Source organism: Devosia sp. (assembly GCF_024707125.1).
GTDB lineage: Bacteria > Pseudomonadota > Alphaproteobacteria > Rhizobiales > Devosiaceae > Devosia.
In genome coordinates, this window is record NZ_JANQAH010000007.1 from 620,887 (window position 1) to 644,743 (window position 23,857).

At 61.4% G+C, this 23,857-nt stretch carries 23 protein-coding genes and 1 pseudogene; 9 read left to right on the forward strand and 15 right to left on the reverse strand.

Translation table 11 applies throughout. The features are described from left to right. Positions 1-46: 46 nt before the first annotated feature. Entirely contained in the window at positions 47-1,855 is a 1,809-nt protein-coding gene (locus tag NVV77_RS08295; RefSeq protein WP_295412041.1) for an IlvD/Edd family dehydratase, read from the reverse strand. Between the two features lie 286 nt (positions 1,856-2,141). Here NVV77_RS08295 and NVV77_RS08300 point away from each other — a divergent pair, with 286 nt between their 5' ends. The 6 genes and pseudogenes from NVV77_RS08300 (at position 2,142) to NVV77_RS08325 (ending at position 6,521) form a co-directional block, all read left to right on the forward strand. Beyond that, complete coding sequence (locus tag NVV77_RS08300; protein WP_295412042.1) at positions 2,142-2,912, forward strand: 2-dehydro-3-deoxygalactonokinase; 771 nt, start codon at positions 2,142-2,144, stop codon at positions 2,910-2,912. Continuing rightward, a complete protein-coding gene (locus NVV77_RS08305; RefSeq protein WP_295412043.1) occupies positions 2,794-3,054 on the forward strand; it encodes a 2-dehydro-3-deoxygalactonokinase in 261 nt (86 codons plus the stop codon). Before NVV77_RS08300 ends, NVV77_RS08305 begins: the two co-directional genes overlap by 119 nt. Positions 3,055-3,065: 11 nt before the next feature. Then, on the forward strand, positions 3,066-3,677 hold the full coding sequence (locus NVV77_RS08310; RefSeq protein WP_295412045.1) for a 2-dehydro-3-deoxy-6-phosphogalactonate aldolase: 612 nt from the start codon (positions 3,066-3,068) through the stop codon (positions 3,675-3,677). Then, on the forward strand, positions 3,674-4,549 hold the full coding sequence (locus tag NVV77_RS08315; protein WP_295412047.1) for an SMP-30/gluconolactonase/LRE family protein: 876 nt from the start codon (positions 3,674-3,676) through the stop codon (positions 4,547-4,549). The genes NVV77_RS08310 and NVV77_RS08315 overlap by 4 nt, the downstream gene beginning before the upstream one ends. 90 nt (positions 4,550-4,639) lie before the next feature. Continuing rightward, positions 4,640-5,335, forward strand: a pseudogene (locus NVV77_RS08320) (beta-galactosidase); the annotation flags it as partial. 76 nt (positions 5,336-5,411) lie between these two features. Continuing rightward, complete coding sequence (locus NVV77_RS08325; protein ID WP_295412049.1) at positions 5,412-6,521, forward strand: beta-galactosidase; 1,110 nt, start codon at positions 5,412-5,414, stop codon at positions 6,519-6,521. On the opposite strand, the gene NVV77_RS08330 is transcribed toward NVV77_RS08325, so the two are convergent. After that, positions 6,490-8,625, reverse strand: a complete 2,136-nt coding sequence (locus NVV77_RS08330) for a ComEC/Rec2 family competence protein (RefSeq protein WP_295412050.1) — start codon at positions 8,623-8,625, stop codon at positions 6,490-6,492. The genes NVV77_RS08325 and NVV77_RS08330 overlap by 32 nt on opposite strands. A 74-nt stretch (positions 8,626-8,699) precedes the next feature. Between NVV77_RS08330 and gltX the strand changes: the two genes are divergently transcribed. Both gltX and gltA read left to right on the forward strand, forming a co-directional pair. Further along, positions 8,700-10,115, forward strand: coding sequence for a glutamate--tRNA ligase (gene gltX / locus NVV77_RS08335; RefSeq protein ID WP_295412279.1), 1,416 nt, complete (start codon positions 8,700-8,702; stop codon positions 10,113-10,115). Positions 10,116-10,269: 154 nt separating this feature from the next. After that, positions 10,270-11,559, forward strand: coding sequence for a citrate synthase (gene gltA / locus NVV77_RS08340; RefSeq protein WP_295412051.1), 1,290 nt, complete (start codon positions 10,270-10,272; stop codon positions 11,557-11,559). Between the two features lie 79 nt (positions 11,560-11,638). On the opposite strand, the gene NVV77_RS08345 is transcribed toward gltA, so the two are convergent. The 4 genes from NVV77_RS08345 to lpxD are packed head-to-tail and all read right to left on the reverse strand — an operon-like array spanning position 11,639 to position 14,999. Next, positions 11,639-12,769, reverse strand: a complete 1,131-nt coding sequence (locus NVV77_RS08345; RefSeq protein ID WP_295412053.1) for a lipid-A-disaccharide synthase — start codon at positions 12,767-12,769, stop codon at positions 11,639-11,641. After that, positions 12,770-13,579 (reverse strand): acyl-ACP--UDP-N-acetylglucosamine O-acyltransferase, encoded by an 810-nt coding sequence (lpxA, locus tag NVV77_RS08350; protein WP_295412054.1) that lies wholly within the window; start codon positions 13,577-13,579, stop codon positions 12,770-12,772. Continuing rightward, on the reverse strand, positions 13,576-14,052 hold the full coding sequence (fabZ, locus tag NVV77_RS08355; protein WP_295412056.1) for a 3-hydroxyacyl-ACP dehydratase FabZ: 477 nt from the start codon (positions 14,050-14,052) through the stop codon (positions 13,576-13,578). The genes lpxA and fabZ overlap by 4 nt, the downstream gene beginning before the upstream one ends. Continuing rightward, on the reverse strand, positions 14,049-14,999 hold the full coding sequence (gene lpxD / locus NVV77_RS08360) for a UDP-3-O-(3-hydroxymyristoyl)glucosamine N-acyltransferase (protein ID WP_295412281.1): 951 nt from the start codon (positions 14,997-14,999) through the stop codon (positions 14,049-14,051). The genes fabZ and lpxD overlap by 4 nt, the downstream gene beginning before the upstream one ends. Between lpxD and NVV77_RS08365 the strand changes: the two genes are divergently transcribed. Continuing rightward, positions 14,907-15,125 carry a hypothetical protein gene (locus tag NVV77_RS08365; protein WP_295412292.1) on the forward strand — a complete coding sequence of 73 codons (219 nt, stop codon included), beginning with the start codon at positions 14,907-14,909 and terminating at the stop codon, positions 15,123-15,125. The two genes, lpxD and NVV77_RS08365, sit on opposite strands and share 93 nt — an antisense overlap. A 23-nt stretch (positions 15,126-15,148) precedes the next feature. On the opposite strand, the gene bamA is transcribed toward NVV77_RS08365, so the two are convergent. The 9 genes from bamA to rpsB form a co-directional block, all read right to left on the reverse strand. Next, on the reverse strand, positions 15,149-16,807 hold the full coding sequence (gene bamA, locus NVV77_RS08370) for an outer membrane protein assembly factor BamA (protein WP_295412058.1): 1,659 nt from the start codon (positions 16,805-16,807) through the stop codon (positions 15,149-15,151). Further along, positions 16,710-17,285, reverse strand: coding sequence for a POTRA domain-containing protein (locus NVV77_RS08375; RefSeq protein ID WP_295412059.1), 576 nt, complete (start codon positions 17,283-17,285; stop codon positions 16,710-16,712). Before NVV77_RS08375 ends, bamA begins: the two co-directional genes overlap by 98 nt. Before the next feature lie 181 nt (positions 17,286-17,466). Next, a complete protein-coding gene (gene rseP / locus NVV77_RS08380; RefSeq protein WP_295412061.1) occupies positions 17,467-18,603 on the reverse strand; it encodes an RIP metalloprotease RseP in 1,137 nt (378 codons plus the stop codon). 42 nt (positions 18,604-18,645) lie between these two features. After that, positions 18,646-19,503, reverse strand: a complete 858-nt coding sequence (locus NVV77_RS08385; RefSeq protein ID WP_295412283.1) for a phosphatidate cytidylyltransferase — start codon at positions 19,501-19,503, stop codon at positions 18,646-18,648. After that, a complete protein-coding gene (locus tag NVV77_RS08390; protein ID WP_295412062.1) occupies positions 19,503-20,264 on the reverse strand; it encodes an isoprenyl transferase in 762 nt (253 codons plus the stop codon). Before NVV77_RS08390 ends, NVV77_RS08385 begins: the two co-directional genes overlap by 1 nt. Positions 20,265-20,298: 34 nt before the next feature. Then, positions 20,299-20,874: a ribosome recycling factor gene (gene frr / locus NVV77_RS08395; protein WP_295412064.1), complete on the reverse strand. Its 576-nt coding sequence runs from the start codon at positions 20,872-20,874 to the stop codon at positions 20,299-20,301. Between the two features lie 77 nt (positions 20,875-20,951). Continuing rightward, the gene (gene pyrH, locus NVV77_RS08400) at positions 20,952-21,671 is read right to left on the reverse strand and encodes a UMP kinase (RefSeq protein WP_295412065.1); all 720 of its coding nucleotides are present in this window, start codon (positions 21,669-21,671) and stop codon (positions 20,952-20,954) included. A 177-nt stretch (positions 21,672-21,848) separates the two neighbouring features. Beyond that, positions 21,849-22,778, reverse strand: coding sequence for a translation elongation factor Ts (tsf, locus tag NVV77_RS08405; RefSeq protein WP_295412066.1), 930 nt, complete (start codon positions 22,776-22,778; stop codon positions 21,849-21,851). Between the two features lie 70 nt (positions 22,779-22,848). After that, complete coding sequence (rpsB, locus tag NVV77_RS08410) at positions 22,849-23,619, reverse strand: 30S ribosomal protein S2 (protein ID WP_295412067.1); 771 nt, start codon at positions 23,617-23,619, stop codon at positions 22,849-22,851. Between the last annotated feature and the right edge of the window lie 238 nt (positions 23,620-23,857).

The following is a 23,857-nucleotide window of genomic DNA, read 5'->3' on the forward strand; positions in this document are numbered from 1 at the left end:
GTGCTGCCCGGCCTTTGGTCAAAGCGTGGTTACGCCTCGATCAGGCTTAGTGGTTGTCGCGCGGCAAGCCTTCGTTCTGGGCAATGCGCTGATACTTCTCGGCGGGCTTCAGGATAGCGCCGTCGCCAAGCTGGCCGACGATACCGCGCTGGATTTCCTGCCACGGCGTCTGGTGCTTGGGGAACTTGTAGCCGCCAGCGGCCTCAAGCGCGGCGCGACGGGTCGCGATTTCCTCGGCCGAGATCAGGATATTGGCCTCGCCCTTGTTGAGGTCGATGCGCACCTTGTCACCGGTCTTGAGGATGGCAAGGTTGCCACCGGCAGCAGCTTCCGGAGACGCGTTGAGGATCGAAGGCGAGCCCGAAGTACCCGACTGGCGACCGTCACCAATACAGGCGAGCGAGGAGATGCCCTTCTTGATGAGATAAGCCGGCGGACGCATGTTGACGACTTCGGCAGCGCCCGGATAGCCGATCGGGCCAGCGCCGCGCATGAAGAGCAGCGTGTGCTCGTCGATCTCGAGCGAGGGATCGTCGATCCGATGGTGATAGTCTTCCGGACCATCGAAGACCACCGCCTTGCCTTCGAACATGCCCGGGTGATCGGGGTTGTTCAGGTAGCGTTCGCGGAACTCGGTCGAGATCACGCTGGTCTTCATGATGGCGGTATCGAAGAGGTTGCCGCGCAGCACGAGGAAGCCGGCATCGACCTTGAGCGGGTTGTCGAAGTGACGGATGACCTTGTCGTCCTGGATCGTCGTCGCGCGGCAATTCTCGCCAATGGTCTTGCCGTTGACGGTCGGCGCGTTCTCGCGGATCAGGCCCTGCTTCATCAGCTCGTTGACCACCGCCGGCACGCCGCCGGCATGGTAGTAGTCTTCGCCGAGATATTCGCCGGCAGGCTGCAGATTGACCAGCAGCGGCACCTTGTGGCCGTAGGTCTGGAAGTCCTGCAGTTCCAGCTCGACGCCGATGTGCTTGGCAATGGCCTGGATATGGATCGGCGCATTGGTCGAGCCACCGATCGCCGAATTGACGACGATGGTGTTGATAAAATTGTCCTTGGTGAGAATGTCGGACGGCTTGAGGTCTTCATGCACCATGTCGACGATGCGCTTGCCGGTGCGGTACGCCATTTCCTGACGGTCGCGGTAGGGCGCCGGGATCGCGGCCGAACCGGGAAGCTGCATGCCAAGCGACTCGGCCAGCGAGTTCATCGTGGTGGCCGTGCCCATGGTGTTGCAGTAGCCGGTCGACGGAGCCGACGAAGCAACGAGTTCGATGAACTGTGCGTAGTCGATTTCGCCAGCGGCCATCATCTGACGGGCCTTCCAGACGATCGTGCCCGAACCGGTGCGTTCGCCCTTGTGCCAGCCGTTCAGCATCGGGCCGACCGACAGGGCAATCGCCGGGATGTTCACGGTCGCCGCGCCCATCAGCATGGCCGGAGTGGTCTTGTCGCAGCCGATGGTCAGCACCACGCCATCAAGCGGGTAGCCATAGAGCACTTCGACAAGGCCGAGATAGGCAAGGTTGCGGTCAAGGCCAGCGGTCGGGCGCTTGCCGGTTTCCTGGATCGGATGGACCGGGAATTCAATGGCGATACCGCCGGCTTCACGAATGCCCTCACGCACGCGTTCGGCCAGGACGATATGGTGACGGTTGCAGGGGCTGAGATCCGAGCCGGTCTGCGCAATGCCGATGATCGGCTTGCCCGATTGCAGCTCTTCGCGCGAGACGCCGAAATTCATGTAGCGCTCGAGATAGAGCGCGGTCATGTCCGGGTTTTCGGGATTATCGAACCATGCACGCGAGCGCAGCTTCTTGGGGGCACCGGCGCCATTGTCAGTCGTCATCGTCAAATTCCTTTTCCGTCCGCCGCAGCGAACCGTGGGGCCTTGGTTGACCCCGTTCTAGCACGGCAAACGCCGGTGTGAACGGCTCCAAACGAAAAAATCATACAATTGATTGCGCTGGCGCAACAGACCCCAGATGTGCCGGAACGCGCTGAAAATCTTACCAATCGAGGAGATCACCGCTCCTCGCTCGGGTAGCAGGTGCAGCGGAACGCCCTGTTCAGAGCGTGCGAAGCCCATTAGGGTCCCGCCGCATTCATTAGGCGTTCGTCGAGGAGAGTTTGGGTTGAGCGAATCTGTTGCGTGGATTGCCGTCGATTGGGGCACATCCAATCTCCGAGGCTGGACAATTGATGCGGGCGGCAACGTCCTTGCGTCCCGCAGTTCGCCCAAGGGTATGGGCAAGCTCATTCGCGAGGAATTCCCGGCAGCGCTGGCCGAGCTCCTCTCTGGCGTCGATCTCACCACCCCCACAGATGTGCTTGTCTGCGGCATGGCGGGTGCACGCCAGGGCTGGCTCGAAGCACCCTATCTCGAAGCGCCGACTGACCTGCGCGATCTCCTCGGGGGTGCCGTTCGTCCAGATAGCGGTTCAGACAAGCTGAAAGTCTCGATCCTGCCCGGCGTCTGCCAGAAGCAGGGAGCCGACAACGTCATGCGCGGCGAGGAAACCCAGTTGCTGGGCCTCGCCAGCACCCTGCCCGGCTATTCCGGTCTGGTCTGCATGCCCGGCACCCATTCGAAATGGGCACTGCTTGACGGCACGAAGATCGAGCATTTCACCACCGCAATGACCGGCGAAATGTTCGAGATTCTCTCCACACATTCGGTGCTGCGCCATTCGCTCGGCGGCGACCTCGACACCCCTGAGCGCGCCGAAGGATTCCGCGGCCGGCGCCGGGGACGGTCTCGAGCACCCTGCCGACCTCCTCGGCCAATTGTTCCGCGTCCGCGCCAGTGCCCTTGTCTCGGGCCGCCAGCCTGCCTGGTGCGCCGGCTATCTATCGGGCCTGCTCATCGGCACCGAAATATCAGCCAATCGCCACCAGATCGGTAACGAACCCGTTCCGCTGATCGGTTCACATGTGCTCTGCGCCCTCTATGGCCAGGTGCTGGAAATGGCCGGCGCTGCCGGCCGCCCCGTCGATGCTACCGCTGTCGTTCTGGCCGGCCTCAAGGCCGCTCGCGACGCCGCCTAAGGAAACACGCCATGTCCCACCGCCACATCATCGCCATCCTGCGCGGCATCACCAATGACGAAGCCGTACCGGTCTGCACGGCTCTCGTCGAAGCCGGTATCACGCTCATCGAAGTGCCGCTGAATTCCCCCAATGCGCTCGAAAGCATTTCGCGGGCGGCCAAGGCACTGTCCGGCCGCGCGGAAATCGGCGCCGGTACGGTTCTCACCGAAGAGAACGTGCGCGCCGTCGCGGCCTCAGGCGGCACTTTCATCGTCTCGCCCGACACGAATGAAGCCGTCATCGCCGAGACCGTAAAACTTGGCCTCAAATCCTATCCGGGCGTCTTCTCGCCCAGCGACGCCTTCAAGGCGATCCGCACCGGCGCGACCGGGCTAAAATTCTTCCCGGCCGAAGTATTGGGCTCCAAGGGTATCAAGGCCATGAAGGCGGTGCTCCCGCCTGACCTCCCGCTCTACGCCGTGGGCGGGGCCAACCCCGACAACTTCGATGAATTTTTCGCCGTCGGCTGCGCCGGCTTCGGCCTTGGCACTTACATCTACAAGCCCGGCATGAGCGTTGCCGAAGTCGCCGAGCGCGCCGCCACTGCCGTCGCCGCTTATGACAAGGGAGCCAAGGCATGAGCGATACGGCACGCCTCCTGATCGACAGCAAGTGCGAGCTGGGCGAAGGCCCGATCTGGCACGGCGAACGTCAGCAGCTCTTCTGGTTCGACATCAACGAACAGTCGCTGTTCGCCGCCAATGCGGATGGCGAAATCGAGGAAAGCTGGCTCTTCAACGAGACCGTGGCCGCAGCCGCGATCATCGACCGGGATCGGCTGGCAATCGCCAGCGAGAACGGCCTGATCGAGTTCGACCTTAGCGTGGGCGGCATGAATCGCCTGCACGACATCGAGCGCGAGGTACCGGCCAACCGGACCAATGACAGCCGCGTTCATCCGTCCGGCGCCTTCTGGATCGGCACCATGGTCAAGGAAGAGGGACCAAAGGAAGGTTCCGTCTATCACTACCGCGCCGGCCAGCTCAAAAAGATCATCGAGAACGTCGCCATTCCCAACGCGACCTGCTTCTCGCCCGATGGCCGGACCGCCTATTGGACCGATACGCCGACCAAGAAAATCCTGAAATGCGCGACCGACCCGGAAACCGGCCTACCAATTGGCGAATGGGAACTGTTCGCTGACGTGTCGGACCACCGCGGCTGGCCCGATGGCGCCGTGGTCGATAGCGAAGGCTATCTCTGGAACGCCCGCTGGGGCGGCAGCTGCGTCGTTCGCTTCGCGCCCGATGGATCGATTGATCGCGTCGTGGAAGTTCCCGTCAGCCAGGTCACCTGCCCTGCCTTCGGCGGCAAGGACCTCAAGACGCTGTTCATCACCACCGCCGCCAAGACACTGACGCCGGAACAGCTTGCCGCTGAAAAGGTGGCCGGTGGCGTCTTTGCCATCGAGGTCAACGTGCCCGGCCTTCCCGAAACTCCCATAAAGCTCTGAGCCTAAGCCATGTCCATCAGTCCCACCCTCGGCGTTTGCTACTATCCCGAACATTGGCCCGAAGAGTGGTGGGACAAGGACGCTGCCCGCATGGCCGAAGTGGGCATCAAATATGTCCGCATCGGCGAATTCGCCTGGTCGCGGCTGGAGCCGACGCCGGGCAATCTACAGCTCGACTGGATGATCCGGTCGATGGACGTGCTGGGCAAACATGGGCTCAAGGTCATCGTCGGCACGCCGACCGCCACACCACCGCGCTGGATGGTCGACAAGCACCCCGACATGCTGGCGGTCGACGCTCGCGGCCAGCGCAAGGGTTTTGGTTCGCGCCGCCACTACGACTTCTCGCATCTGCCCTATCGCGAGGAATCGGCGCGCATTACGCAGATTCTTGCTGATGCGCTCAGCGATCATCCCTCGCTCGGCGGCTGGCAGACCGACAACGAATATGGCTGCCATGGCACGACCTATTCCTATTCGCCCGCAGCGCTCGAAGGCTTCCGCAAATGGCTCGCTGACCGTTACGGGTCGATCGATGCGCTGAACCAGGCCTGGGGCAATGTCTTCTGGTCGATGGTGTACAACAGCTTCGACCAGATCGATCTGCCGAACCTGCTGGTCTGCGAGCCCAACCCGATCCACGATCTCGATTTCCGCCGCTATTCCTCGGATCAGGTCAGTGCCTTCAACAAGGTCCAGTACGACATCCTGAAGGCCAAGCGGCCGGACTTGCCTGTCATCCATAATTTCATGAGCCGGTACACCGAGTTCGACCATTACGACCTGGCCGAAACGCTCGATGTCGCGAGCTGGGACTCCCTACCCCATTGGCCACCTCGCGGTCAGCGACGAGACCGAGGACATGAAGCGCCAGTACATGCGTCAGGGCGACCCGGACAATGCGGCCTTCCACCACGATCTCTATCGCACCGTAGGCCATGGCCGCTGGTGGGTCATGGAACAGCAGCCCGGCCCGGTGAATTGGGCAAAGTTCAATCCTGACCCGCTGCCAGGCATGGCCCGCCTCTGGGCCTGGGAAGCCTTTGCTCATGGCGCCGAAGTCGTCTCCTACTTCCGCTGGCGGCAAGCGCCGTTCGCGCAGGAGCAGATGCATGCCGGCCTGCTGCGACCAGACAGCGAACCGGCTCCGGCTTATAGCGAAGCAAGCCAGGTCGCCGAGGAACTCAAGCTCACCGGCCTCGATGGTCCCGTGGGCAAGGCACGCGTCGCTCTTGTCTTCGACTATGACAGCGAATGGGCATGGGAAGTGCAACCGCAGGCTCAGGGCTTCAAGCACGGCGCGCATGTGCGTGACATTTACGCCGCCTTCCGCAAGCACGGCGTCGACATCGACATTCTCTCGCCCAAGACCAAGAGCTTCGCCGGCTACGACATCGTGGCAATCCCGGCGCTCTTTGCCTGGACGGAGGAACTGCGTGAGGCCGTGGCTGCCTTTGAAGGTCATCTGCTGATCGGACCCCGCTCGGGCTCGAAGACGAAGAACTTCTCCATTCCTGCCCGCCTTGGTCCGGACCTGTCGCCTAACCTTCTCGATGCCCGCGTGATGCGGGTAGACAGCATTCCCGCACACGTTTCGGTCACCGTGAAGGGCGGCGGCTCCACGCGACTCTGGCGCGAGAAGGTCGAAACGCGCGGCGAAGTGGTGATGGAAGACAATGAAGGCGTGCCGGTGCTGATCTCGCAGGGCAAGCTGTTCTACCTCACCGCCAGCGGCGATCGGGCCCTGATGCAGCGCATTGCCGACTATCTGATTGCCGAGGCCGACCTGCCGATCCTCAGCCTGCCGGCCGGCGTTCGCGCCCGCAGCCGCGGCGGATACCGCATCTATGTGAACTACTCGGCCAGCGCCGCCACGCTGAGCCCCGCTTCGGACGAGAGCGGCTACGTGATTGGCGGCACTGAGGTTCCTGCTGCCGGTGTCACCGTGGCAAAACTCGCCACGGCCGGCTGAGCGTTTCGATGGCCGGGCGGATTTCGAACCGTCCGGCCGTTTCATCCCAACGCAGCCACTGGACACCACCTCTAGCGAGGTCGTTTGCCGTGATGATCTGACCGGATGCGCCACAGCCTTTGGGCGCCGAAATTCGGGCGACGACCAGATCTTGTCCCACACAATCTTCGGCAAAGGCAGCCGCGTTGCGGATCACTGCGATGCTGAATCTCTCTGTCTTCACGATGCACCCAACACTGTCGCATTGGGTGCCTGAATGGGTTGGAGCAATCTCGGTCTGGTAGTGTTGGCTCCAGACATCGACGGCGAAGCTTCCCGTGCGACCGGTGACAAGACCCATGCCCGTTCCATCGCGGACTGCAACGGCTTGCGTCGTATCGGCGATGAGCACGTCGGGCCGAGGCGAGAAGCCGAATAGCAGAACGATAGGTAGCAGTATGACCGGGGCCAACAAGCGCCAGCGCCCTTCGATGAAGGCGAACCAGGCAAGAGCCCCGAGACCTGCCAGCAGCGTCCACCCCGCCAAGATGGGGTTGCCGGTCAGGTTTGCGCTCCAGCCCGCGACCAGTTCCGCCACGTCCACCATGCGGTCGATGTTCCAGCCCATCAGTTTGAGGAACGGGCCGTCCAGCCCGAATGGCATGGCGAGGATGGCGAGCACGCCGAACCACATGATGAGGCTGACGAAGGGGAGCGCCAGCACATTGCCAAGCACGCCCAGCGGCGCTGTCTGCTGAAAATGGTAGGCGGAGAAGAGCAGTGTTGCAGCACCGGCCACAAAACTGGTCCACGCTGTTGCCGAAATGAAGCGTAACAAGCGCTCGACGCTTCCGCCGGTTCCCGGAGGGGATAGGCGCGGCAGTTCGTAGATGCCGATGAGTGCGACCACGGCGGCGAAGGAGAGCTGAAAGCTGGCGCGGAAGACGCTGGCGGGGTCGATGAGGATGATCACCAGGGCGGCAATAGCGACGTTGCGCATGGTCAGGGCGCGGCGTCCTGCGAGGACGGCGCCAAAGATCAGGGCGAGCATAAGGGTGGAGCGGAAAGCCGGAACATTGTCCATGCCTCCCGCGAGAAGCAGATAGCCGAAGGCGGCGGACAGGCCAGCAATCGCCGCTATCTGCTTGTTGGGCCAGGTCAGGGCCATAGGCAAGCTCGCCAGAGCCAGTCGCAAAAGCCAGAAGATGCCACCCGCGACGATGGACAGGTGGAGTCCGGAAATCGAATAGACGTGGGCGAGACCGGAGGCCGCCATGACATCGCGCGTTTCATCGCTGATGGCACTCTGGTCGCCCATCATCATGGCGCGGCCAATCGCAGCGCTGGGGCCCTCCAACGCGAGATCAATCCGCTCGCCAATATGGTTGCGCAGCGCCTGCACTCGACGTGCGATGTCGCCGTCGCCGCCCTGGACGACAATTTCAACCGTGCCGATGGCGTTGCCGTAGGCACCGATACCGGAGAAATAGGCGTGGAACTGCCCATCGAAGGCCCAGGGCAGGATCGGACCCGGCACGGAGGCCAGCCGTATCTGCGCTTCAATCAGATCACCGACCTCGACCCTTGGCTCCGTTGGCAGGAGTATGCGAGCGCGTCTGATGGGAAGTTCGCGCGCGTCTTCGATTGGACGCATTGAGGAGACGACGGCACGGATACCGTTTGCGTCGGTCGACAGAACCTCGTCAACTCGTGCCTCATAGGTCCCGTAGGCAGGCACAGACAGCATGGCTGTACCGAAGGCCAGTCCGTGCAGGGCAAGAAGACAGAAGCCGAGCCACGCTGCGCACAATTGAGTTGCCACGCGCAAACCGGCGAGCGAGTGCGACAGCATTGCCAGAACCAGGCATCCGGTAACGCAAAGCGAACCTATGATGAAATGGAAGGTCTCGGGCTCGGCGGGCAGCAATGCGTACGCGACAAGCCCGAAAATCAGGCTGAAGGGCAGAAGCACGAAGAGTCGCAGTTGCTCTGCAGCATCGACAACGGCTATCGGAAGAGACTGCCAGCCAAGCGTGAGCCAGCCGGCAACATGCCAGAGGCGCGGGCGTGCAATGCCCGATGCCCCCAGCACAATCTGCCCTCTGCCGGTCCCCTGCCCCTGCACCGCGCACCCCTGCCCTTGCGCTCAAGCCCGCCTATGCTACACACGGCCCGAAATTCCCTCAATTCGTTCCGGTTATCATGTCCCAGGTTGTTACTCGCTTTGCTCCTTCCCCTACCGGGTACCTGCATATCGGCGGCGCCCGTACGGCCCTGTTCAGCTGGGCCTATGCCCAGAACAAGGGCGGCAAGATGCTGCTGCGCATTGAGGACACCGACCGCGAACGTTCGACCGAGGCTGCCGTTGTTGCGCTGATCGACGGGCTCAAGTGGCTGGGCCTTGATTGGGAAGGCGAGCCGATCAGCCAGTTCGCTCGTGCCTCGCGTCACGCCGAGGTCGCGCATGAGCTCGTGAAGATGGGCCACGCCTATTATTGCTATTGCTCGCCCGAAGAGCTGGACCAGATGCGCGAGGAAGCCCGCGCTGCCGGCAAGCCGCCGCGCTATAATGGCTTCTGGCGTGATCGCGACCCGAAGGAAGCGCCGGAAGGCATTTCCCCGGTTATCCGCATCAAGGCTCCGCTGAGCGGCGAGATCGTGGTCAATGACCACGTTCAGGGCAAGGTCGTGTTCAAGACCGAGAACCTCGACGACTTCATCATCCTGCGCTCGGACGGTACGCCGACCTATATGCACGCGGTGGTGGTCGACGATCATGACATGGGTGTCACCCACATCATCCGTGGCGACGACCACCTGACCAATGCCGCCCGCCAGATCATCATCTACAACGCCATGGGTTGGACTGTGCCCGAGATGGCGCATATTCCGCTGATCCATGGTCCGGATGGCGCAAAACTCTCCAAGCGCCATGGCGCCCTTGGCGTCGAAGCCTATCGCCAGATGGGCTACCTGCCGGCGGCGCTGCGCAACTATCTTGCTCGCCTCGGCTGGAGCCATGGCGACGAGGAAATCTTCTCGACCGAGCAGATGGTGGAGTGGTTTAGCCTGGAAGCCCTCAACAAGGGCGCGGCGCGCTTCGACTTCGTCAAGCTCGAGAACATCAACGGCCACTATATCCGCGAGGCCGACCCGACCTATCTCTACAACGTCATGATCGACACGGCCAAGGAAGTGGGCCGCGACGAGGACGCCAAGGGCCTGATGGCGAACCACAACACGGTCCTTGCCGCCCTGCCCGAATTGCAGCCGCGCGCCAAGACGGTGTTGGAGCTGATCGACCTCGCACAGTTCATCTACGCCCTGCGCCCGATCACGCCCGACGCCGCTGCGGCGGCACTGCTGACGCCGGAAGCCAAGGTGGTCCTCGCCGGTATTGCCGAAACGTTAGGGGGCCTTGCCGATTGGTCAGTGCCGGCCATCGATGGCGCCATGCGCGAACTGGCCGAAGCCAAGGGTCTCAAGCTCGGAAAGCTGGCCCAGCCGCTGCGCGCAGCCCTTACGGGACGTACGGTTTCGCCGGGAATCTTCGAGGTCATGGTGCTCATCGGCCGTGAAGAATCGATGGCACGTTTAAGTGACCAAATCGCTTAAGAAACGGGGCCGCAGAGGGTAACGTCTGCTTACCTATCGGTTGCTTGTGCGGGGCAAAAACTGATACCTCTGCGGTCATCAATCGGCACCGCTGGAGGTGCTGCCCCGCTTCACCTCCCTTCCCTCGGAGCGTGGGCAAAACGAGGAGAGCTCAATGACCGAAAAAGTCGCCAAACTCATCGTCGGAGACCAGACCGTCGAATTTCCAATCCTGAGCGGAACCGTGGGTCCGGATGTCGTCGACATCCGCTCGCTCTACGCCAAGACGGGGCTGTTCACCTACGATCCGGGCTTTACCTCGACGGCGGCCTGCGACAGCGCCATCACCTATATCGATGGTGACAAGGGCGAACTCCTCTATCGGGGCTACCCGATCGAACAGCTCGCCGAAAAGTCGAACTATCTCGAAGTCTGCTACCTGCTGCTCTACGGCAACCTGCCGACCAAGGCGCAGTTCAAGGAATTCGAAGAGCTCGTGACGCGCCACACCATGGTGCACGAGCAGATGCACTACTTCTATCGTGGCTTCCGTCGCGATGCGCACCCGATGGCCGTGATGACTGGCGTCGTCGGCGCAATGGCCGCCTTCTACCACGACTCGACTGATATCAACGATCCGCAGCAGCGCGAGATCGCCTCGATCCGCATGATCGCCAAGATCCCGACGCTCGCGGCAATGGCCTACAAGTACTCGGTCGGTCAGCCCTTCGTGTATCCGCGCAACGATCTCGACTACGCATCGAACTTCCTCCACATGTGCTTCTCGGTACCGGCGGAAGAATACAAGGTGAACCCGGAAATCGCCCGTGCGATGGACCTGATCTTCACCCTGCATGCTGACCACGAGCAGAACGCCTCGACCTCGACCGTTCGTCTCTCGGGCTCGTCCGATGCCAACCCCTTCGCCTGTATCGCTGCCGGCGTTGCTTGCCTCTGGGGCCCTGCCCATGGCGGCGCCAACGAAGCCGCGCTCAACATGCTGCGCGAAATCGGTACGGTTGATCGCATTCCGGAATATATCGCCCGCGCCAAGGACAAGAACGATCCGTTCCGCCTGATGGGCTTTGGTCACCGCGTCTACAAGAACTATGATCCGCGCGCCAAGGTCATGCAGGAAACTGCAAACCGCGTGTTGGACTTGCTCGGCGTCGAAAACAACCCGACGCTGCAGGTGGCCAAGGAACTTGAACGTATCGCGCTGTCCGACCCGTACTTCGTCGACCGCAAGCTCTATCCGAACGTCGACTTCTATTCGGGCGTCATCCTTGATGCCATCGGCTTCCCGACTTCGATGTTCACCGTGCTCTTCGCCGTGGCCCGTACCGTTGGCTGGATCAGCCAGTGGAAGGAAATGATCGGCGACCCGCAAAAGAAGATCGGCCGCCCGCGCCAGCTCTATAACGGCTCGGTGGCGCGCGACTATTCCGAGATCGGCACCCGCTGATCTCGTCGCCAAAATGAAAATGACCCCGCTTCGGCGGGGTCATTTGTTTTGGGCTCTCGAATTGTGCTGGCCAGATGGCTCAGGGAGCGTCGTGCCAGTGGTGAAGCACGCGCTCTGCCGGATTGACACGCGGGTCTTCGTCCGTGCCGTCTTCCATCATCTTCCGGATCGTCTTGAACCCTTCGAACTGAGCAAGGCCTTCACCATCATCCAAATGGCTGCGCACTGCTGAAACCAGCGCGTCGGCATCCGGTTCAAGCTGCAGGATCTCGGGTACCAGTGGCCTATCCAGCAGGATATTGGGCAGCGAGGCATACTTGACCTTGAATCTCACCCAAAGCCTTGCCTGGCCCTTGTCGGCGACATAGGTGGTCACCATGGGCACCCCGGCCAGGGCCAGTTCGAGCGTCACGGTTCCGGTGGCGGCGACAGCAACCACGGCGCTTGCCATAGCTGCAGCCTTGCGCTCTTCGCCGGTGATGACTTCGACTTTGGCGGGCCAATCGGTCACGCGCTCCTTAACCGTAGCTTCAAGCCGGCGCGGCGTGGGCAGAACGAAACCGCTGATCCGGGGATGAGACGCGAGGTTCTCGACGACTGCCCGCATCATCGGCAAGTGGCGTCGCAGTTCGCCGTCGCGGCTGCCGGGCAAAAGCAGCATCGGCCCGCGCTCCGGAACAGCCGAACGGAACGCAAGGGCGCTGGCGGCGGGATGGCCGACATAATGCGTTTCCGGCCCGTCCACGCTACGCATGAATGCAGGTTCAAAAGGCAGAACCGCCATCACTTCGCGGAAATGCGGCTTCAGGTGTTGCGCCCGCTCCGGCTTCCAGGCCCAGACGGCCGGCGCCACGCAAAGCAGAACGGGGATATCGGGAGCGGCCTTGCAGACCTGCTTGGCGACGATCGAGGAGAAGACCTGCGCATCGACAAGCACAACCACGTCGGGCCGCGTACGGACAATGGCCTTCGCGACTTGCCGAGCGCGCCAGAGAAGCTTGGGGAGCCGCGGAAGCACATCGGCCCAGCCCATGACCGACAGCTCGTTCATGTCGAAGAGCGATTTGATGCCGACCGCTGCGAGAGCATCCCCGCCGACACCGCTAACGTCGACCGCCACCCGTTCGCGCAGTCGGTTCACCAGGTCGGCGCCGATCCGATCGCCCGAAGGCTCGCCGGCGAGTACAAAAAGCCGCAACTCGGGCGACACTTATTCCTCTTCCGAGCCTGCACGCGGCAAGCAGAGCGGGCGGTCTTTTGCGGTCGCGATGAACGTTACCACGTCCTGTACGAGGCTCGCGTCCTTGAACATCACCGCCGCGTCGTCGACGCGCTCGCGCAGCGTGCCTTCGCTTGAAAAGATCATGCGATAGGCAGCGCGCAGCGTGTGGATGGCTTCGCGGTCGAATCCGGAGCGCTTGAGCCCTACCAGATTGAGACCTGCAAGGCGGGCACGATTGCCGATAGCCATGCCATAGGGAATGACGTCGTTGTCGATCATGCTATGGGCGCCGATAAAGGCATGGGCGCCGATGCGCACAAACTGGTGCACGGCGCACATGCCGCCGAAGCGGACATAATCGCCGATGACCGTATGTCCGGCGACGCCGACATAATTCGCCAGGACGACATTGTTGCCGACGTGTGCGTCATGCGCGACATGGCTGCAAGCCATCAGCAGGCAGTCATTGCCGATCTTGGTCAGCATGCCGCCGCCTTCGGTGCCCGGATTGATGGTCACCGACTCGCGAATGGTGCAGCGCTCGCCGATTTCGACGCGCGATGCTTCGCCGTGGAACTTCAGGTCCTGTGGCTGGTGACCGACGGAGGCGAAAGGAAAAATCCTCGTGCCAGCGCCGATGGTCGTATTGCCTTCAACGACAACGTGGGAAATCAGCTCGACATTGTCGCGTAGGACAACATGCTCGCCCACCATGCAGTAAGGACCGATCTTGACGCCGGCCCCAAGTTGCGCGCCGCTAGCGACAATCGCTGTCGGATGAACAACGATATCGCTCACTCGGTCGCCTCGACAATCATGGCAGTCAGCTCGGCTTCGGCGATAACGGCGCCGTTCACCTTGGCTTCGGCCTTGTAGCGGCCCACCGTGCGGCGACGGTGCAGCTTGGAGATGTGATACTCGATCGTATCGCCAGGCCCCGCCGGCTTGCGGAAGCGAGCACTGTCAATGCCAAGCAACATGACGATGCTCTTGCTATCAGCCGTCGCGTCGTACTTGATGACAATGGCGCCAGCCGTCTGCGCCATACCTTCGAGGATCAGCACGCCGGGGAAGATCGGATTGTTCGGGAAATGACCCTGGAAGATCGGCTCGTTGAAGGTGACGTTCTTGATGCCGACGGCTGACTCGTCGCCATTGATATCAACGATGCGGTCAATCATCAGCATGGGATAACGATGTGGCAGAGCCAGGAGGATATCCTGAATGCTCATGGCATCGAGTTCAGTCGTCGCGCCTACGGTGTCCGTCATCCCCGCTTGTTCCCTTTTGCCAATTTCCGCAACGTGGCGAGCTCTCGCCAGAAATCCGTCAACTCCTGCGCCGGCGCGCCACCAAGTTTGGAGCCTGCCGGCCAGTCCTTAGTTACTGCTGCGCGGCCGAAAATAGTCGTACCCGCGCCGATACGCAAATGCCCCGAGGTGCCGACGCCGCCGCCCATCAGGACACTATCCTCCACGATGGTCGATCCGGACAGACCACTCTGGGCGGCAATCAGGCAATTGCGGCCAATGCGGCAATTATGTCCGATCTGCACCTGATTATCGATCTTCGTGCCGTCGCCGATAACCGTGTCGCCAAGGGCGCCGCGATCCACCGTGCTATTTGCGCCGATTTCGACGCGATCCTGAATGATAACACGACCCAATTGCGGGATCTTGCGGTTGGCCATGCCGTGGTCGAGCCAACCAAAGCCTTCTGTACCGATCCGTACACCGGAGTGCAGGACGACATCATTACCCAGATGCGCGCAATCAATGGTGCAATTGGCAGCGATGATGCTGTTGCGTCCAATGGTGACGCCCGGGCCGATAACAGTATTGGCCCCGATGATCGTGCCGCGGCCGATTTCAACGCCATTGCCGATGACGACGTTCGAACCAATGGTCACGTCACGTTCGAATATCGGCGCGCCAAGGTCCTCGCGGCCACCCGCGATAGCTGCCCTGGTGCTCGCCGGATAAAGACGATCCAGAATTTCGGTGAAGAGATGATGCGCTCGCGGCGCCACGATGGCCACGGCGCCGGGTGGCACGCTGTCCTTTAGGGACGGATGCACAATAGCAAAACCCGCCGCCGTCCGGCGCAGGTCTTCGGCATATGATACATGAGCGGCAAGTACGAGATCCTGGGGTCCGGCAAGTTCAAGCTCGGAAACGCCGCCTACTACACGGTCGGCATCGGCAAGTCCCGCAGCCACATCGGCATGCCCGAGTTCGGTCAGCAGCGCGCCAACAGCAATCGGTCCGGAAAATCGGTGAAATCGAGTATCGACCATGAGATCACTTCAAAAGAAAAGCCGCGGAGCTACCGCCCCGCGGCTTGATGACTTCTTTCACGTTGCCCGTACTAGAGCAAGGTCTGAAGCGTGATCTGGAAGACCTGGGTACGGTCTGCCGTCGATTTGTTGAGCACGTGCGAGACGTCGCCGCGCAGCGGGCCGAACGGCGAGTCCCAGATAAGCGACGCACCGATGGAGGTGCGAAGCGGCACATCCTGGCTCAGCGGATCCACAGTGCCGGTACCGGTGCCCGGCAGACCGTCAATCCAGGCGGCGTCAGCCCAAAGCGCACCGCTCAGGCCGTAGCTCTCGGGAAGAGCCGGAATGGGGAACTCGATTTCGGCAGAAACGGCCGCGTACATGGTCGCGCCGAGATATTCGCTGTTACCCGATGCGTTTGCTGCCAAACGTGGGCCAACGCCGCGGCCTTCGAAACCACGAATAATGCTTGAACCCGGCATGAACGCTTCAACAGCGTGAACAGAGCCACCGTTGAGGCTGTTGACCACACCGGCCTGGCCACGAACGCTGGCAACGATGCCGCTATCGTCGAGAACCGGCAAGAAGTAACGGCCGCGTGCTTCGGTCTTCAGCAGGTTGTGGTCCCAGCCAATATACTGCTGGGTGAAGGTTGCGTAGAGCCCTTCGGTCGGGTCCTTGACGTCGTCAAGGCCGTTCCAGGTCAACGTATAGCCAATAAAGGCCTTGTTGAATTCCTGAGCATCATTGACCAGAGCCGACTTATAGGCCGGGTTGTCCTTGACGTCGGAGATGACCTTACGCTCGTAACCGCCGAAAAGCGTCGCATTGAGTGCACTGGTGATCGGCACGCCGAAACGCACCTGGCCACCAGTCGACTGCGAACCGTAGAAGCTAGCCGTCGTCTCGTCCGAAATACGGTGATAGGCATCAAAGCCAGCCGACACCTTGAGCCCCATGAAACGCGGCTCGGTGAAGGAGAAGTCGAAGGTACGGCCCGACTGCGATGCGCCGATGGCAGCACGCAGGTACTGACCACGACCAAGGAAATTGCGCTCGGTCAGCGAAACTTCGCCCAGGATCCCGTCGCTGGTCGAATAGCCGGCGCTGGCGCCATATTCGCCCGTCGAGGTTTCGGTCACGTTGATGTTGAGAACCACCTTGTCAGGCGAAGAGCCTGGCGCGGTCGTGACTTCAACCTTGGAGAAGAATCCGAGGTTCTGGATGGCTTCGCGACCACGGATGACCATGGAGCGATTGAACGGATCGCCTTCACCAAAGGCCAGTTCGCGGCGAACAACGAAGTCGCGCGTCTTGGTATTGCCGGTGATGTTGATGCGTTCGACATAGATGCGCGCGCCTTCGTCGACCAGGTAGGTCACGTTGAAGGTGCCGGTCGCAACGTCGCGATCAAGGCGAGCACGAACGTCCGCGAAGGAATAACCCTGAGTCGTGGCCTCGTAAGCCATGTCCTCGATGGTTTCCTGCAGGTTCGAGACGGAGTACTGAGCACCCTTGCCGGTCTGGACGGTTGAGCGCAGCACGTCGGTGTTCAGGCCGTTGATGCTGGTTTCGATACCGACATTGCCAAACTGGTAGCGCTGGCCTTCATTGACCGTGAAGTTGATGAAGTACGCGTTACGCGCAGCATCATACTCGGCAACCGAGGTCACCTGCGCGTCGGGATAGCCGCGATCTCGCGTAGTAGAGACGGAGACGCTCGCGATCGACCGCCAGCTTCTGCTCATCATAGGTATCATCACGAAGGAGCCAGCTCAGAATGCCGGTTTCCTTGGTGAGCATGGCACCCTTGAGGTTGCCGCTGCTGATTGCATTATTACCGGTGAAGTTGACCGCTGCGATGCCCGCGCGTTCACCTTCATTGACCTGGAAGACCACGCGAACGCGGCCATCAGCAGTCGGCTCCGTACGCGACGTCACCGTCACGCCGAGGAAGCCGTCGCGATCATAGGCCTGACGAATGCTTTCAACGTCGGCCGCAACGCGCTGCGAGGTATAGATGCCGGAGGCAGAGACATCGACCATTGCAAGGAGCTGCGCGTCGGAGAAGCGCCGGTTACCCTCAAACAGGACCGAACCGACCAACTGCTCCTGAGCTTGCGCAGCGACGACGCCCAGCACGGGGATCCCGGCACCGACCATTGGGCTCGCACCCATAATCGCGATCACCGAGACAGCGCCACGCAACAGCTTGGGGTTAATCATATTGTTATTGCCTTCTGCGACCTGCCCGGAGAATCGTCATACGCCGCTCCCCCAAGCTAACTCCATTGGAGTGTTTTACTGTTTTTTTAACCACGGACAAGCGGTAAGCCCGGACGCAGTTAGCAATTCATTGGCGCGCGTGTATTCGTGCAACACCTTGCGAACCAAGGTTAACCAAGGTTTAGCGCAAGATGCCAAAATGGTCGAAAACCGTGTCGTTGAACAGGGTAAAAACCATCAAGGCCAGCACCAGGGCGAAGCCGAAGCGAAATCCTATCTCTTGCACGCGCATGCTGAGAGGGCGTCCGCGAACGGCCTCGATGAGATAGTATAAGAGATGGCCGCCGTCGAGCATGGGAACGGGTAAAAGATTGAATATCCCAATGTTCAGAGACAGAAGCGCCATCAGGTTGATAAGGGCGATGACGCCCAGCGTAGCCACTTCGCCCGAAACCTTGGCGACCTTCACCGGTCCGCTCAGCTGCTGAACATCCCCTCGACCGACGAAAAAGTCACCCAGGAACGCGGCCGTGCGCTGCACGATGAAGCGGATTTCCTCGAACGTCATGCCAATCGCCTCGACGGGTCCGGGGCGATAAAGCTGGATATCGGCTGCTTCAATATTTCGAGCAACGCCTATCCGGCCGATGCGCTGATCATTGCCGAAGCGATCCTGAATCACCACCGGCTCAGGCACGAGCCGAAGCGTGTCCGTCGACCCGCCGCGCTCGATTTCGATCACCACCTCACGGGCCGGGCTGGTAGCGACGTAGCGCTGGAAATCCTCGAAACCACGAACGACATAGCCGTCCACGGACAGAATCGTATCGCCGGGCTCAAAGCCAGCGGCCTCGGCAACAGAGCCCGAGACAACCTCGCCGATGACCGCGGGCACCGTTTCGCGCCCGTAGCCAAGCAGAAGTGCGTAGAGAATCAGGAATGTCAGAAGCACGTTGGCAATCGGGCCTGCCGCCACGATGGCGATGCGCTGCCAGACGGATTTATTGACGAACAGCCGCGGCGCCAGCTCCGGGTCCCGAAGCTCTGCTGCAGTGGGGTCCGGCATGCTCGACGCATTCATGTCGCCGGCAAAGCGGACATAGCCGCCAAGGGGAATTGCCGAAATCTTCCAGCGCGTGCCGTGACGATCGTTCCAGCCGATGAGTTCGCGACCAAAGCCGATGGAAAAGGCCTGAATGGCGACCCCGTTCCAGCGCGCGACAAGGTAGTGCCCCATTTCGTGGACGAAGACGATGACGGTCAAAACGGCCAGAAACGGAATGACGTAGGACAGAAGCCAGGCCACAAATTCAAACATCGTCATTCCCGATCTGAGGCAGCAACGCCGCCTGCGCGGTGATCACCAATAGAGCAGTCCCTCGGCCACCGAGCCGATGCCGCCGTGCAATGCGCCGACGATCAAGACCAGAATGATGCCGAATGTGAGGCTATCAAGCCGATCCATCAAGCCGCCATGGCCGGGGATAATGTCGCCGCTGTCCTTGATCCGGAAATGCCGTTTCACGGCACTTTCGCTGAGATCGCCCAATTGGCCGAGAATGCTGATAGACAACGAGATCAACAGACCTATCCACCAGGGGGAATCGGTCAGGACGACCCAGACCAGCAAGCCCGCCCCGGAGCCAAGGGCAAGGCCGCCCAGAGCACCTGACCATGTCTTTGAGGGCGAAATGCTCGGAACCAGTTTCTCGCCGCCAATCTGGCGACCGGTGAAGAAAGCTGCGGAATCAGTCATCCACACGACAGTGCCAAGGAAGATGCCTGCCCAAATGCCCGCTACGCCGTCGCCACGCATCAGCACGGCCGACAGAATCAACACGCCGAACAGGACGAGACCGGCGGCCCGCCAGAAGAAAAGTTCGCGCCCCATGAAGGCAGCAACCACGCATGCAAGCGCGATGGCTCCAACGAGCCCCCAAACACCCAGCAACGGAAAAATCAGACCGGAGAGACCGACCAGCCCGATCAGTGCCATGCCCGGCATGGTCAGCGGCGCCCGCGAAACCATTGTCTCCCATTCGCGATAGGCGCCCGCATAGACGGCCCCCACCACGCCAGAGAAAAAGTAGCTGCCAAGATAGAGTGCGGTCGCTGTAACGGCGATCAGCACCATGGCCGACGCGAAACGTGGGCCGACATCTGCCCAATTGCGACGTTGGGGTTCAGGAGGCTTGGGTGAAGGTGCGCCTGGCTCCATCAACTCCCGGTCGCCCCCAGACCGCCAAAACGCCGATCACGCAGGGAATAGGCTTCAAGAACGCGGAGGAAACTTGCCTCGTCGAAGTCCGGCCAGTTTTCCGGCACGAAGACGAGTTCGGCATAGGCCGATTGCCAAAGCAGGAAGTTGGAAAGGCGCTGTTCGCCGCTCGTCCGGATGATGATGTCGGGATCCGGCAAGTCGACGGTATAAAGCGCGCGCGAAATCGCCGCCTCATCGATATCGGCAGGATCAATGCGGCCTTCCGCAGCATCCCTCACCAGGCTACGGACGGCATCGGTGATTTCGGCTCGACCGCCGTAGTTGAAGGCGACGACGAGGACGAGGCCCGTATTGGATGCCGTCTTAGCTTCCACGTCCTCGATAAGACGAACGAGAGACGGTTCGAGACCTGACCGCGTACCAATGATGCGAATGCGAACATTGTTGCGAATGAGCCGCTGCAGATCAGAGGCCACAAAGCGCCGCAAAAGCCCGAAGATGAAGGAGACTTCTTCCGCCGGGCGCGTCCAGTTCTCGGACGAAAAGCTGAAGACCGTCAGATAGCCGACGCCGTGCTTGATGCAAGACTGCACGAGGTTGCGGAGCGCGTGCACGCCCTCAATATGCCCCTCGGTACGGCGCTTGCCCCTGGCCTTGGCCCAACGGCCATTGCCATCCATGATCACGCCCAGGTGAACCGGAATACGGAGGCCCGAACCGAGGTCCGGGCTCATTTTTGCGGCGGTCTCGCTTGCCATCAACGCCCCTCCCGGCGGCGTTCCATGCAGGTCCCTAGACCTGCATGATTTCCTGTTCCTTGGCCGCCACGATCGCATCGATCTCCTTGACGGCGTCGTCGGTAGCCTTCTGCACGAGCTCAGTCTGCTTCTTGGCGTCGTCCTGGCTCATGTCGCCGTCCTTCTCCGCCTTTTTCAAGGCGTCCATGCCATCGCGACGAATATGGCGCACTGCAACGCGTGCCTGTTCGGCATAGGTGTGAGCGACCTTGGCGAGTTCCTTGCGGCGCTGCTCGTTGAGTTCCGGAAGCGGAACGCGGATGACCTGGCCTTCGCCCATCGGGTTAAGGCCGAGGCCGCTGTCGCGGATGGCCTTTTCAACAGCGTTGGCCAAGCCGCGGTCCCAGACCTGCACGGAGAGCATGCGCGGCTCCGGAACGGTCACGGTAGCGAGCTGGCTAAGCGGCGTGCGCGAACCATAGGCCTCAACCGTCACCGGCTCCAGCAGGCTGGCGCTGGCGCGGCCGGTGCGCAGGCCCACCAGTTCGTCCTTGAGCGAGCCGATCGACTTCTGCATGCGGTTCTTGATGTCGGTGAGATCATAGGCCATTGCCGTGGTCCTTCCAGTCATTTGGCGCTGCCAGCATGGGGCGCGCTTCTCTATTAAACTCGCACCGGGAAGGTGCAATGGGCGAAAACCGCCCTGCCCTAAATCGGGTCGCCAACTCGAGTAGACAGTCCCTTGCCTTCCAGGATGCCGGAAAGGCCAGCAGGCTCATCGAGAGCATATACAATAATGGGCATGTGGCTGTCGCGGGCAAGCGCGAATGCAGCCGTATCCATCACCTTCAAATTGCGGGCGATGACTTCGTCATAGCCAATCTGCGAATAGCGGACGGCATCGGGGTTCTTCTTAGGGTCATCGGAATAGACGCCGTCGACCTTGGTCCCCTTGAGCACGACATCGCATTCAAGCTCGATAGCACGGAGCGTAGCGGCGGTATCGGTCGTGAAGAACGGATTGCCGGTGCCACCACCGAGGACGACCACGAAACCTTCTTCAAGCGCCTGCTTGGCGTCGCGTGCGGTGAAGGTATCAGCCACGGACGGCATGGTCGCGGCGCTGAAGGGTTTTGACTTCACGCCCTGGCGGGTAATGGCGTTGGACAGAGCGAGGGCATTGATCATGGTGCCCAGCATGCCCATCAGGTCGGCAGTGACGCGATCGGTGCCGTCGGCAGCGCCGGCCATGCCGCGGAAGATATTGCCGCCACCGACGACGATGGCAACCTGGATGCCGGAGCGTGCCGCGTCGGCGATCTGCTTGGCTACGGCCTGCAGAAAGGGCGGCTCGATGCCGAAGGAGTTATCTCCCGCCAGCGCCTCGCCCGAAACCTTGAGCAGAATGCGCTTGTAGCTCGACGCCATCGGAAGACCTCATGTGAGACTGCGGGCTCGCGACTCTGCAAGACCTTCGGGACACTAGGGCAAAACTGCCACAAGCTGAAGGCTAAGCCACGCAGGAAGTAAATGTAAAACTTATGAAGCTCGATCCAGCCGCACTGGAGAGCGATGGACGGGCCATTGAGGCCCGTCCAAAAGTCATCAGGCCTTGACGCCTGCGGTCGCGGCGACTTCGGCTGCGAAGTCGGTTTCGACCTTTTCAATGCCTTCGCCGAGCGCATAGCGCACGAACTTGGTCAGCTTGATCGGGGCGCCAACGTCCTTCTCGGCCGTCTTGATGGCGTCGGCGACCTTGGTCTCACCGTCGATCACGAAGGTCTGAGCGAGGAGAGTGACTTCCTCGTAGTACTTGCGCAGGCGGCCTTCGACCATCTTCTCGGCGATGTCGGCGGGCTTGCCCGATTCCTTGACCTGCTCGAGGATGATGGCGCGTTCACGAGCCACTACGTCCTGATCCAGCTCGCTGGAGTCGATCGCCAGCGGGTTGGTGGCGGCGATGTGCATGGCAAGCTGCTTGCCGAGAGCGGACAGGGCAGCCTTATCGCCGGTGGACTCGAGGGCGACCAGAATACCGATCTTGCCCAGGCCAGCCTTGACGGCGTTGTGCACGTAGCTTTCCACCACGCCATCGGCGACCGAAACGGTCAGCGTGCGGCGCAGGTTCATGTTTTCGCCGATCTTGGCGATGGCTTCAGTCAGTTCGGCCTGGACCGAGTGACCAGCGCCGGGGAACGGCATTTCGCCGAGCTTGGCGACATCACCATCAGCGTCAAGAGCGAGCTTGGCAATCGAGCCAACGATGTTCTGGAACTGCTCGTTGCGGGCAACGAAGTCGGTCTCAGAGTTGACTTCGACGACAGCAGCCTTGGTGCCGGAGGTTGCAACGCCGACCAGACCTTCCGCGGCAACGCGGTCAGCCTTCTTGGCGGCCTTGGCGAGGCCACGGGTGCGCAGCCAATCGACGGCAGCTTCCATGTCGCCATTGGTTTCGGCCAGAGCCTTCTTGCAGTCCATCATCCCGACGCCGGTCGAGTCGCGGAGCTGCTTAACCAGTGCAGCAGTGATTTCCATGGGTTCACCTTTCGGCGGCCCCAGACTGGGGCCGCATAGTTTCGTTCAAACGATTCCGGACATACCGGACTTAGTTGACAGCTGCGCCTTCGCCCGGAAGATCTTCAGCCGGAGCTTCCGAAGAAGCGCCGAGATCCTGGCCGAGAGCGCTCGACGAGCGACCGATACCGTCGAGGGCAGCGCGCGAGATCAGCGAGACATAGAGCTCGAGAGCGCGGCTGGCGTCGTCATTGCCCGGGATGGCGTAGTCGACCACGTCCGGATCGCAATTGGTGTCGACGATGGCAACGACCGGGATGCCCAGGCGACGGGCTTCCTTGATGGCGTTGGCTTCCTTGTTGGTGTCAATCACGAAGAGGAGCGAGGGAACGTTGCCCATGTCCTTGATGCCGCCGAGGTCGCGCTCAAGACGCTCCTGCTCGCGGGACATCATCAGGCGCTCTTTCTTGGTGCGCAGGTTCAGGTCTTCTTCGCTCATCGATTCCAGTTCGCGCAGACGCGAGATGGAGTTCGAGATCGTCTGCCAGTTGGTCAGCGTGCCGCCGAGCCAGCGGGAGTTGACGTAGTACTGAGCGGACTGCTTGGCAGCTTCAGCAACGAGCGGGGCAGCCTGACGCTTGGTGCCGACGAAGAGCACGCGGCCGCCATCGGCAACGGTGTCGGACACGAGCTGCAGGGCGCGGCTCAGGGCCGGCACGGTCTGCGACAGGTCGAGAATGTGAATGTCGTTGCGAACGCCGAAAATGAAGCGTTCCATCTTCGGGTTCCAGCGGTGCTTCTGGTGGCCGAAGTGCACGCCTGCTTCGAGGAGCTGGCGCATGGAGAATTCTGGCAGAGCCATTTGGTATTCCTTTACCGGTTGATGCCTCCACGAAGCCTTGCGACGGTTGCCCGCCACCGGATGGCACTCCAAACGGAGGGCCTGCTTCGTGTGTGAGATCGCGCCAGCCAAACTGCTGGACGCGTGGGCGATATAAGCGAACTCTTACCCGAGCGCAACCCGCCAAAGTCACTCACGGGATCGTCAACGAACCGATCCGTGGATTACTCGTTGCTTCCACATGGACCCGCGCCCGGAC